The sequence below is a fragment of the Bradyrhizobium guangdongense genome (assembly GCF_004114975.1).
Lineage (GTDB): Bacteria > Pseudomonadota > Alphaproteobacteria > Rhizobiales > Xanthobacteraceae > Bradyrhizobium > Bradyrhizobium guangdongense.
Window position 1 is genome coordinate 2,614,649 of record NZ_CP030051.1, and the last position, 11,504, is coordinate 2,626,152.

The 11,504-nt window shown below is 62.5% G+C and carries 11 protein-coding genes; 3 read left to right on the forward strand and 8 right to left on the reverse strand.

Going from position 1 to position 11,504, the window contains the following annotated elements:
• The first annotated feature begins 186 nt into the window (after positions 1–186).
• Together X265_RS12520 and X265_RS12525 are read left to right on the forward strand one after the other, a co-directional pair.
• Positions 187–1,161: an ABC transporter substrate-binding protein gene (locus X265_RS12520; RefSeq protein ID WP_128965093.1), complete on the forward strand. Its 975-nt coding sequence runs from the start codon at positions 187–189 to the stop codon at positions 1,159–1,161.
• Positions 1,162–1,481: 320 nt separating this feature from the next.
• Positions 1,482–2,210: a Crp/Fnr family transcriptional regulator gene (locus X265_RS12525; RefSeq protein ID WP_128965094.1), complete on the forward strand. Its 729-nt coding sequence runs from the start codon at positions 1,482–1,484 to the stop codon at positions 2,208–2,210.
• Positions 2,211–2,292: 82 nt separating this feature from the next.
• Here the strand turns inward: X265_RS12525 and X265_RS12530 are convergent, their stop codons facing one another.
• From X265_RS12530 to X265_RS12545, 4 genes are all read right to left on the reverse strand, one after another.
• Positions 2,293–3,582: a TRAP transporter large permease gene (locus tag X265_RS12530; RefSeq protein ID WP_128965095.1), complete on the reverse strand. Its 1,290-nt coding sequence runs from the start codon at positions 3,580–3,582 to the stop codon at positions 2,293–2,295.
• 16 nt (positions 3,583–3,598) lie between these two features.
• Positions 3,599–4,114, reverse strand: a complete 516-nt coding sequence (locus X265_RS12535; protein ID WP_128965096.1) for a TRAP transporter small permease — start codon at positions 4,112–4,114, stop codon at positions 3,599–3,601.
• 88 nt (positions 4,115–4,202) lie between these two features.
• Positions 4,203–5,195: a TRAP transporter substrate-binding protein gene (locus tag X265_RS12540; protein ID WP_128965097.1), complete on the reverse strand. Its 993-nt coding sequence runs from the start codon at positions 5,193–5,195 to the stop codon at positions 4,203–4,205.
• 57 nt (positions 5,196–5,252) lie between these two features.
• Entirely contained in the window at positions 5,253–5,996 is a 744-nt protein-coding gene (locus tag X265_RS12545) for a GntR family transcriptional regulator (RefSeq protein ID WP_128965098.1), read from the reverse strand.
• Positions 5,997–6,369: 373 nt separating this feature from the next.
• On the opposite strand from X265_RS12545, the gene X265_RS12550 reads away from it, so the two are divergent.
• The gene (locus X265_RS12550; protein WP_128965099.1) at positions 6,370–7,176 is read left to right on the forward strand and encodes an SDR family NAD(P)-dependent oxidoreductase; all 807 of its coding nucleotides are present in this window, start codon (positions 6,370–6,372) and stop codon (positions 7,174–7,176) included.
• A 9-nt stretch (positions 7,177–7,185) separates the two neighbouring features.
• Here the strand turns inward: X265_RS12550 and X265_RS12555 are convergent, their stop codons facing one another.
• The 4 genes from X265_RS12555 to X265_RS12570 are packed head-to-tail and all read right to left on the reverse strand — an operon-like array spanning position 7,186 to position 11,447.
• Positions 7,186–7,884, reverse strand: a complete 699-nt coding sequence (locus X265_RS12555; RefSeq protein WP_128965100.1) for a molybdate ABC transporter substrate-binding protein — start codon at positions 7,882–7,884, stop codon at positions 7,186–7,188.
• On the reverse strand, positions 7,881–10,010 hold the full coding sequence (locus tag X265_RS12560; protein ID WP_128965101.1) for a xanthine dehydrogenase family protein molybdopterin-binding subunit: 2,130 nt from the start codon (positions 10,008–10,010) through the stop codon (positions 7,881–7,883). Before X265_RS12560 ends, X265_RS12555 begins: the two co-directional genes overlap by 4 nt.
• On the reverse strand, positions 10,007–10,477 hold the full coding sequence (locus X265_RS12565; RefSeq protein WP_128965102.1) for a (2Fe-2S)-binding protein: 471 nt from the start codon (positions 10,475–10,477) through the stop codon (positions 10,007–10,009). The genes X265_RS12560 and X265_RS12565 overlap by 4 nt, the downstream gene beginning before the upstream one ends.
• Positions 10,478–10,490: 13 nt before the next feature.
• Positions 10,491–11,447 carry a tripartite tricarboxylate transporter substrate binding protein gene (locus tag X265_RS12570; protein ID WP_188637458.1) on the reverse strand — a complete coding sequence of 319 codons (957 nt, stop codon included), beginning with the start codon at positions 11,445–11,447 and terminating at the stop codon, positions 10,491–10,493.
• Between the last annotated feature and the right edge of the window lie 57 nt (positions 11,448–11,504).

Sequence of the window (11,504 nt, forward strand, 5' to 3'; positions counted from 1 at the left end):
CTGACCTCGGCCCAGAGCGCTGCGCTGTCACGTTCCGAGGAATGACCCGACCAAGGACATGCGGCTGCCGAGGGCAGCCCCCGAGCCGGAGCGGACACGGGCAGCAGACGCAAACGTGACTGCAGCTGTCGCTGGATGATGCCATGAAACTTGGCTAGTGTACGTACTTCTCATCGGGACGGCCAAATGAATCGGCGGAGTTTTCTGTGTTCGAGCCTGGCTCTCGTATGTATAGCGCAGCGAGCGCAGGCTGCGGGCAAGAGCATTGTCAGGATAGGGTTTCTTACAACTCAGCGCGAACCGAGCCTTACCCCGTTTGTCGGCGCCTTTAGGGCTGGCCTCGACGAACTCGGCTACGTCGAGAATGTAAACCTAGAAATCATCTATCGCTATGGCGACGATGACGTGACGCGCGTGCCGCGGCTTGCCTCCGAGTTGGTAAGCAAGCCCGTCGACGTGTTGGTTGTCCAAGGGTCTGCGGCAACGGTCGTAAACGACCTCAAACTGTCAACTCCTGCGGTATACGTCTTTAGCGGAGACCCTGTGCTGGCTGGCTTGGCCAGCAGCCTTTCCCGGCCAGGCGGCAATATGACTGGCCTAACGCTTATGGCGGCCGAACTCAACGCCAAGCGCTTGCAAATCTTGCGAGATGCCGTTCCAAGTTTGCAGCGTGTTGCGATCATCGGCAACCCGGAGCATCCGGGCTCGCACATCGAGCGCGTATACTCGGAAGAAACGGCCAAAAGACTTGGCGTCGCCGCCGATTTCTTCGGCACGTCAACCCAGGACCAACTCACTTCCGCATTTGCGTCGATGAACCGTAGTCCGCCGCAAGCGATCTCGCTTTTCGCAGATGGCTTTGCCATCCAAAATCGTGCCCCAATAATCGAGTTCGCGATGCGACATCGGGTGCCGGTCATATCGGGCTGGCCAATATTTGCAAGAAGTGGCGCACTCTGCACGTATGGGCCGAAGCTGTCCGATTCGTACCACCGATTGGCCTCATATGTAGACCGCATCCTCAAAGGCGCGCGACCACAAGAATTACCGGTAGAACGACCAACGAGGTTTGAAACCGTCCTCAATTTACGGACTGCAAAAGCGCTTGGACTAGACTTGCCGTCTTCCATTCTAGCATCCGCGGACGAGGTCATTGAATGACCGCTCTTGATCTAGAGTGTGCGGGAATGCGGAAAGGAAGCTTGTGCATAATGTGGGGATGAAGCCTATGATCAGAGGTTGGGCTGGTCCAGCGGGGTCTCTCCAAATCTAGCGGAATGTCTATTTGCCCTGCCTGGGGGCTGTTTGCGCAACTCTGCATAGCGTTAGTTGCGTCGGCGCAGCCTGCGGATGCGACTTCGTGGCGTGATTGCGGCATTCTTGCGATGCTTGCTGCAAACTGCGCCCGCTTTCTGGTTGAAAAGGCGGGCAACCTTGACTACGCAGGAACCCCAGTGCCTCGCAGTCTTAGGAGTCGCGGCGTGCCTCAGGACAAGACCAGCGACCCCCGGCAGTCGTCGGGTAATAAACTGTCCGTCCTGCGGAAGCATCCGATCTTCGCAGATCTGGATCCGGAAGCGCTCGATCAATTGTGCCGCTACGCCAAGCACATCACCGTGAAGCGCGGTGCAACGATTGCGGCCAAGGGCGATCCCGGAAACAACTTGTTTGCGGTGATCTCGGGCACAGTGAAGATTTCCTCTTCTTCGCCCGATGGTCGGAACGCCATTCTCAATCTGATCGGCCCTGGTGAAATCTTCGGCGAAATTGCCGTTCTTGATGGTGCACCTCGGTCAGCGGACGCGACTGCCAACACCAACTGCGAGCTCTATATCATTGACCGCCGCGACTTCCTGCCGTTTGTGAAGAGCCAGCCCGCGCTCGCAATGAAATTCATCGAACTGCTCTGCGCGCGGCTGCGCTGGACTAGCCAGCAGGTCGAGCAGGTGATCCTGCAGAATCTGCCGGGGCGGCTCGCGAGCGCGTTGCTCGGGCTCACCGAGGAGCGCAAGCTCGACTCCGGCAGCGGCACGCTCTCGATCACCCAGCAGGAGATCAGCGAGATGGTGGGAATGACGCGCGAGAGCATCAACAAGCAACTGCGTGCCTGGGCCGGACGAAGCTGGGTGCGCCTCGAGCATGGCGCCATCGTCGTGCTCGATACCGATGCGCTCCGCGAACTTGCCGAGAGCGGGCTCGACGGCGAGTGACCTTGCCAGTCAGGGGTCGCTGATGGCCTCCACGCGGGTCCAGCCCCGCGATGCGCGCTCGGTCTTCCGCGAAGAGCCTGGTTCAGTGCAGGATGTGACGCGGCAGCCAGAGCGAAATCTCCGGCAGGAAAGTGACGAGCATCAGCACGAACAGCATGACGCCGTAAAACGGCCAGATCTTGCGCATGACCTCTTCGAGCGAGACCTTGCCGACCGCACAGCCGACGAACAGGATCGCACCGACGGGCGGATGGCACAGGCCGATGCCGAGGTTGAGCAGCATGATCATGCCGAAATGCACGGGATCGACGCCGAAATTCTGCATCACCGGCAGGAGTATAGGCGTGGCGATCAGGATTGACGGTGCCATGTCGAGCAGCGTGCCAAGCAGCAGCAACAACACGTTGAGCAGCAGCAGGATGACGTATTTGTTGCTCGAGATCGACAGGAAGAACGCCGTCATCTTCGCTGGCATTTGCGTCAGCGCCATGATGTAGCCGACGGCGGAAGCGCAGGCGATCAGCGTCATCACCATCGCGACCGTTCGCAAGGTCCGGTGTAGCAGCACCGGCAGATCGCGCCATTTATAGTCGCGGTAGATGAACATGGTGACGAAGAACGCCCAGATGCATGCAACTGCACCCGCTTCGATCGCAGTGAAGATGCCGCCCAGAATGCCGCCGAGGATGATGACGAGCGTGATCAGCCCCCAGGCTGCGTCGATCGTGATCTTGACCGCATCCCTGGCGGGCACAGTGCGGCCGTGCGGGTGCCCTTCGCGATAGGCGATCACCAGGCACAGGATGATCAGCGAAAATCCGATCAACAGTCCCGGAAAGACGCCGGCCATGAACAGTGCGCTGATCGAGATGGTGCCGCCGGTCGCGAGCGAATACAGCACGGCGTTGTGGCTCGGCGGCACCAGGAGCGCCTGCACTGACGAGGAGATGGTAAGGTTGGTGGCGAATACGCGTGGGTAGCCGTTCCTCTCCATCTGGGGGATCATGACCGAGCCGATCGCCGAGGTATCGGCCACCGCCGAGCCTGAGATTCCACTGAGGAACGTCGTCGCCAGTACGTTGACGATCGAGAGCCCGCCGCGCAGCCGCGTCAAGCCGACCAGCACGTCCGCAAAGGCGACGAGCCGCCGCGCCATGCCGCCTTCGGCCATGATCGCGCCGGCGAGCACGAAGAATGGGATCGTCAGCATCGCAACCTTGCTGACGCCGTCCGATATCTTCAGCATCAAGGCTTCCAGGGGGATGCCGACCGACAGGGCGCCGGCGATCGCCGCCATCGCCAGCGAATAGGCGATCGGCATGCCGATCAGGAAGCACACGATCATCGTGCCGAGGAGGATAAAGATGTCCATTGCAATGACTCCCGGCTCACTCGAAGGGGGCGGCTTCGGAATGCTTCCCGATCGGATCGGGCGGCACGCCGAGGAAAATTCGCTCGATCACGAAGAGCAGAAGGCAGACTCCGCCGATCGGAATTGGCAGATAGGTGACGCCGACCGACAGTGAGGGGAAGTCGGGGATAGTGTTGTACCAAGTGACTTCGACCAGGCGCTCGCCCCAGATCACCATGAACAGTGCGATCAGCGCCATCAGCAGCTGCACCAGGATGTCGGTTGCCCGTTGCAGAGGCGGAGGCAGTTTCTTGGCGAAATAGGCGACATTCATATGCAGGTTGAGTCGATAGCCGGCGGCGGCGCCGATGAAGGTCAACACGATCGTCAGCAGCACGGCCGTCGGCTCCGGCCAGGAAGCTGCACTGTTGAGCACATAGCGCGTGAACACAGCCCAAGGGATCACCGCGGAGATCGCGACCAGCGCGGTGCAGCCGACGATCACGCATGACAGGTAGAGAAAGTCCATCGCTCGGCGAAACAGTGCGGCCATCGGCGTTTCCTGCTCTGTCAGTGGTTCGAATAGTCAATGCCAAAGCGCGAAGAGTGATGGTCGCGCTTTGGCTTTCGTTTGAGATCGCTCAGAGCGCCTGGATGCGCTTGATCATAGCCTGGTATTTCGGACCATACTTGTCCCACACCGGCTTGACCGCGTCCTGGAATGGCTTCTTGTCGGCAATCTCCACGATCTCGCAGCCGGCCGCCTTGGCCTTCTCCATCGCAGTCGTTTCATACTTTTTCCAAAGCTCGCGCTCCTCGAGCTGGGCTTCGCGCGCGAACTTCTTGATCAGCGCCTGGTCGTCGGCCGAGAGCGCGGTCCATGACCGCTTGGAGAAGCAGAGGATCTCCGGAATGATCAGGTGCTCCGTCAGCGAATAGTATTTTGCCGCGGTGTAGTGGTTGCTGAATACGTAGCTCGGCGGGTTGTTCTCGGCACCGTCGATCACCCCGGTCTGGAGCGAGGAGAACACCTGATCATAGCCCATGGCGATGCCGTTGCCGCCGAGCGCATTCACCATGTCAATGAAGATCGGGTTGCCGATCACGCGAAGCTTCAGGCCATGAACGTCGGCGATCGACTTGATCGGGTGCTTGGTGTTGTAAAAGCTACGCGCGCCGGAATCCATCCAGCACAAGCCGACCAGATTGGCGTTCGGGCTGGCAGTGATCTTCTCGAGCAGCTCCTGGCCGACCTCACCGTCCATCATCTTCCAGGATTGTTCCACGTTCTTGAACAGGAACGGCATGTTGACGACGTTGATGTCGTCGACGATCGGGCCGACTGCGCCGGCGCTGACGCGCAGCATCTGGATCGCGCCGATCTGGGTTTGCTCGATCGTTTCCTTTTCGGCGCCGAGCTGGGCGGAAGGATAAGTCTGGATCGACAGACGCCCTTGGGTCGCCTCTGCGAGCTTCTTGCCCATGCTCTCGACGGCGGCGACCGTCGGATAGCCGACCGGCTGCACGTCGGCAGCTTTGAACACGGCCTTGGTCTGGGCGCGGCCCGAAGAGATCGGAGCCAGCGTGGCAGCACCCAGTCCGGCGCTCAATTTGATGAAATCACGGCGTAGCATGGTCGTCCTCCCTCATTGATTCTTTCGGTGTGTGTTCGTTATTGACCGGAGATCCGGTCATTCCGTGCTGGCGAAAAACTCCGGATTGGTATGTTGCGTCTCCGAGATGTCGCGGAGCAGCCGGTCGAGATGCCGCTCCATCGCAATCCCCGCACGTTTCGGATCGTGGGCCTCGATCGCCGCGAGGATCGGCTCATGCTCGGCGATCACCTGCGTCATGCGCCCGGTGACCGGCAGCGTCAGTTGACGATACCGGTCGACATGCACCTTCACCTGCAGGATCAGCCTCCAGATTCCGGGATGTCCGGCGACATCGGCAATAGTGGCGTGGAACAGCTCGTCGGCCTGATGAAAGGCAACACGGTCGCCGGCCTCATCCGCCTCGCGCTGGCGTTCCACGATCGATCGCAATTGCAGAACCTGGCTCGCTGTCGCGCGCTCTGCCGCGAGCCGCGCCGTGGTCTCTTCCAGCGCCTTGCGGATGATGATGGCCTCGGGCAAGGCGGCGAGTGGGATGCGGGAAACGAAAATACCCGATTGCGGAAAAACGTCGAGCAGACCCTCATCCGACAATTTGAGGACCGCCTCGCGCACCGGGGTGCGGCTGACGCCATAGCTGAGCGCGATCTCGGCTTCGGAGATCACCTCGCCAGGCCGGCGCCGCATCGAGACCAACTCGCTGCGCAGCTCGCTATAGATGCGCGACGAAGCCGTCGCTCGTTGCGGTGGCTTGGCGCGGCGAGGGCCGGTGGCGGCTGAAGCAGACGAGGCTTCAGTTTTCTTTCTTGATCGCGCGGACATGCGAGCTCTGGAAACTGATATATTAGTATGCGAGACGAGCTACAGGAAGATCAACTAGTAGATTAGGAGGGGGGCAGCTTCGGGAAGGCGACAGGAATCGGAAGTTCTCGAACCAAAACCCGGGCGCGAAATGTTGCTTTGCGGCCATGCCGGATATCTCGCGCTCAAGCGCCTCTCCTTGAGTCCATTCCCCGTTTGCCTTCCTAAGGGCGCGCGAAGGAGGGAGTCAAAGTTGAACCCAGCATCGATCGATGCTGTTTTTGGATTGATGGGTCGGCAGCCGCGCGTGCGAATGTTGTACCCAAACCTCTCGCGACTCGGCCCTTTGGCTCGCAATGAGCGATCTGGCTGCAACATAAAAAGGGATGTGACCGTGACTGACTATCGCAAGCTCTTCGATCTCACCGGCAAAACGGCTGTCGTGCTCGGCGCCGCATCGGGCATCGGCAAATCGTCGGCCGAAGCGCTCGCCGGGCTCGGCGCTCGCGTCGTCTGCGCCGACCGCGCGCTTGATGGGGCAGAGACGACGGCTGCGGGCATCCGCGAGAAGGGCGGCTGGGCCGAGGCTTCCGCCTGCGACGCTGCGAACGCTGCCGACGTCAATGCGCTCGCCAGCACGGTGATGCAGAAATTTTCGCGGCTCGATATCGCCGTGACGACGCCCGGGCTCAATATCCGCAAGACCATTCTCGATTATACCGAGGAGGATCTCGACCGTGTCCTGAACCTCAATGTCAAAGGCACGGTCTGGTTCTTCCAGGCGTTTGGCCGCATCATGGTCGAGCAGAAGGGCGGCAGCATCATCGCCTGTTCTTCGGTGCGCGCGGTGACGATCGAGCCGGGCCTGGGCATCTACGGTTCGACCAAAGCGGCGATCGGCCTCCTGGTGAAGGGCTTTGCCTCCGAGGTCGGACATGCCGGGGTGCGCGTCAACGCGATTGCGCCGAGCATCGTGGAGACGGCGTTGACCAGTCCGTTCAAGCAGCGGCCCGACATCTACAATCTCTATGCGGGCCACACCGTGTTCAACCGCTGGAGCAGCGCCGACGAGGTCGCGACCGCCGTTGCCTATCTCGCCTCGGATGCCGCGAGCTATGTCAGCGGCAGCACGCTGTTCGTCGACGGCGGCTGGACCGGGGTCGACGGTCCGCCGACCGGTCTGACGCAATTGCACAAGTAAGGTTCGCATCTAGCCGGCAAAGCCGACGCGCTGGCGCAGCTCTCTGTGCGCTGCGCCGGTCAGCAGTGCGATCAGTGCGGATGCCTCGTCCGGATGCGCGGCCCGTGCGGTCACGGCGGCCGTGTACATCGTCACCAACTCGCATCCGGGCGGCAGCGCCCCTGATAGGGCGATGCCGTCGGTCGCGATGATTTCGGTCGCCTGTGTGCATCCGATCGGTCGGGTCGCAGTGGACATGGCCAGCTCACGCATCGCCGTTGCGCCATTCGCAAAGATCTTCAGGCGCGAAGCCACCTCATAGGCGATGCCGAGCTGATCCAGCACCTTTGCGACGTGCTGACCCGCGGTCGAGGCCTTGGTATCAGGGACGTAGATGGCGTCCGCGGACCGCAGCACCTCGCGCAGATCGGCTTCGGTCTTCACGCTCACCTTGGGATCGCGGCTGCGGACGGCGAGGGCGGTTTCCACCCGCCCGACATCGGCGATTGAGGAGGGGGTGACCAGCCTGTCCGAGGCGAGCTTGGCGAGGAGGGCTTGTGTCAGGATCACGAGATCGGCCGGCGTGCCTGCGCGCAGCTTGTCGGCCATCACACCGACGGCGCCGAATTCGCCATCGATGTCGAATCCGGTCTGCGCCTTGAAGGCCTCGGTGAGGCCGCGCACCAGCCCTTGCGCTGCGCCGCCGCTCAAGATGTTCACTGACGTCACGATGCGAGCTCCATGGCTGCGATGATTCGGTCGCGGGTGATCGGCAGGTCGCGCAGGCGCACGCCAAGGCAATCATGAACCGCATTGGCGATAGCTGCCGTCACTGGGCCATGCGCGGCTTCGCCTGCGCCGACCGGCTCGATCTCCGGCCGCTGGATGATCTCGACATCAACCGTTGGCACCTCGCTAAAGGTCAGGATCGGATAGTCCGTCCAGGAGGTCGAGGTGATGTGGGTCCGGTCGAAACGGACCCGCTCCTTCAACACCCAGCTCGTCGCCTGGATCGCGCCACCCTCGATCTGATTGATCACGCCGTCCGGATTGATGGCCTCGCCGACGTCGACCGCCAGCGTCAAGCGCCTGACGCGGATGTCGTCGGTGCCTTCAATCTCGGCAATCGCGGCGCAATAGGCGCCTGTGTTCTTGTAGCGAGCAAAGCCGACGCCATAACCGATGCCGGATTGCCTCGCAGGCTTCCAGCCGGCGCGTCGCGAGGCGGCGCGGATGACGTCCTTCGCTCGCTCGTCGCGGAGATGTCTCAAACGGAATGCGATCGGATCTTCACCGCGCAGGGCCGCGATCTCGTCGAGCAGGCATTCGATGGCGAACACATTGCCTTGCGCGCCGAGGGTCCGCAGTGCCGAGGTGCGGACTGGCATGGTCAGCAGGCGATGGCTCGTGATCGTCCAGGCCGGGAAGTCGTAGAGCGGAACCGAGCTGCGGTCGCCGCCGCCGCCATTGGCCGCCGGCGGATTCGTCGAGATCATGCGCGGATAGGGATTTGCGAGCTCGCTTGCCGCCAGCAGGGCGGGCTGTGTCGCGCGTCCGGGTCTGGCGGTGTGACCGTTGCTCCAGATCGCATGGCGCCAGCCGACGATCTCGTTCTCGGCATCGAGGTCGGCTTCGATCTCGATCGCCATCGCCGCACCAAACGGCGCGTGGCACATTTCGTCGTGACGCGACCACTGCACGCGTACCGGGCGGCCGCCGGCGGCTTTGGCCAGCAGCACCGCATCGAGCGCGACATCATCGGCCGCATTGTGCCCGTAGCAGCCCGCGCCCTCCATATGCTCGACGACGATGTTCTCGGCCGGCAGCTTGAGCACGATGGCAAGGTCGGCTCGCAGCAGGTAGATGCCCTGGCTGTGTGTCCAGACATGAACTCGGTCGCCATCCCATTGCGCCATCGCACAGGAGGGTGCGATCGATGCATGCGCGATATAGGGTCGGGTGTATTGCCGGCGGAGCGTGCGGGTAGCTCTTGTCGTTACCGCAGCTCTGGTATCGATGATGGTCGTCTCGACCGGCTGGCTTCTCAAGAAGCCAGACAGATCGTTTTCATCCGGGAGCGGCTCGCCGGCGGACCATGTCGCGCCCCGGCGCAAGGCTTTCAGCGCCGTTACCGCCCTAGCCTCGCTGTCGGCGACAAGGCCCGCAAAGCTGCCATCGCGCACGACCGCGATGAGCCCGGAAGTGGCGCGGGCGGCTGCTTCGTCGAGCGTGAGCAACTTGGCGCCTGGCATATCCGGCCGCAGCACGCGTCCGTGCAGCAGTCCCGGCAGCGTATGATCATGGAGGAAGCGCGGCCGGGCGAACACCTTGTCGGGAATGTCGACGCGTTGCACCGAATGTCCGGCTACCGCGCGGTTGGCGGCAGTCTTCGCCGAGACGCCGGCAGAAGCATCTTGGTCGAGCGAAACCTCGCTCGCGAGTTCCCAATAGCTGGTCCTGACATTGCCGGGGCCTGAGATCGTTCCGTCCCTGACAGCGAGGGACGCTGCATCGACGCCGAGACGTTCGGATGCTGCGGCAAGGAAGCACTGGCGGACTTCGGCGCACACCTGGCGCAGCGCGCGGCCGGACTGCTGGATCGATAGGCTGCCCGAGGTGACGCCTTCGTTCGGGCTTGCAGCCGTGGAGGCCCGGATCATCTCGATGCGGCCGATCTCGACGTCGAGCTCGTCCGCCGCGATCTGGGCCAGCGCCGTGACGATGCCCTGGCCGATCTCGACCTTGCCGGGCGAGATCGCGACGCGGCCCTCGCCGGTAAACCTCACCCAGGAGGACAGCCTTGGATTGGCTGCCAGGCTGGCCGGCGGTTTCGGGGCAGAGGATGGCCCATTCATGACGTTGCCATTTCCGCTGCCGCTCGCAGTACGGCGCGGACCATGCGGTTGTGCGATCCGCAGCGGCACAGATTGCGATCGAGCGCAGCTCTCACCTGCGCCTCCGTCGGCGATGGATTGCGCTTGAGCAACGCCGCCGCGCTGATCAGGATTCCCGAGACGCAATAGCCGCACTGCGTCGCCTGTTCGGAGATGAAGGCGTTTTGCAGCGGGTGCGGCTGCTCTGCGGTACCGAGGCCCTCAAGCGTGACGACGTCCTTGTCCAGCACCGACCACATCGGAAAGTCGCACGAGGTCATCGCGCGGCCATCGACCATGACGTGGCAGGCGCCACATTCACCGGCGCCGCAGCCGAAATGCGCACCTGTGATTCCAAGCCGACCGCGCAGCACATCCAGCAGGGGCTGATCCGCATCGGTAGCGACCGCAGTCGGCGTGCCGTTGAGCCGGAACTGAATGACGGGCATAAGCAGAACGGCCTCAGGACTTGTTGAACTTCTTGACGACATCGCCCCATTTCGCGATGTCGCCGCGCAGGAACCTGTCAAATTCCTCTGGGGACATTGACATGGGCACGGCACCCTGCTCGGTCCAGAGCTTGACGATGTCGGCGCGTCTCACCATGGCATTCACGGCTGAATTGAGCTTGTCGATGACAGGCTTTGGTGTGCCCGCCGGCGCCATCAGGCCGAGCCAGATCGTCGCTTCGTAGCCTGGGACACCAGCCTCGGCGGCGGTGGGCACATTCGGCAGCACGGTCGAGCGCTGCTTGCCGGTGGTCGCAAGCGCGCGAACCTGGTTCTCTCCGATGTTCGGCGCCATGGCCGGCACCGCATCGATCATCATCTGCACCTGGCCGCCGATCACGCCGCTGCGGGCTTCGCCGCTGTTGCGGTAGGGGACGTGGACGACATCAATTCCGGCCATGGCTTTGAACAACTCGCCGGCCATGTGGTACGGCGTGCCCTGGCCGGAGGAGGCGTAGTTCAGCTTTCCCGGCTGCGCCTTGGCGAGTGCAATGAACTCGGCAAGGGTCTTCACCGGGACTTGCGGGTTCACCGCGATGACGAGATCGGAATAATTCACCGGCGCGACCGGTGCGAGATCGTGCATCAAATCGTATTTGCGTTGCTCCAGCGTCAGCAGCGATTCATTGGCGGTCTGGGTGTTGGACATCATCAGCAGCGTGTAACCGTCGGCCGGCGACTTCGCCGCCTCGACCGTACCGATGACGCCGCCCGCGCCGGTGCGGTTCTCGACCACGAAGGGCTGGCCAAAGCGCTCCTGGAGGGCTTGGCTGATCAGCCGGGCCGCGACGTCGGCTGGTCCGCCGGCGCCGAATGGCACGACGATGCGGACCGCGTGCGCGGGATATTCTTGTGCCGGGGACGGGCTTGCGGCAAACGCGGTGAGCAGGCCGGCAGCCAGCGCCAGCATCAATCGTCGGGCCGTCACACCCACCTCCCTGAGCTCGTTTTTCTTCGATGGCAGTGT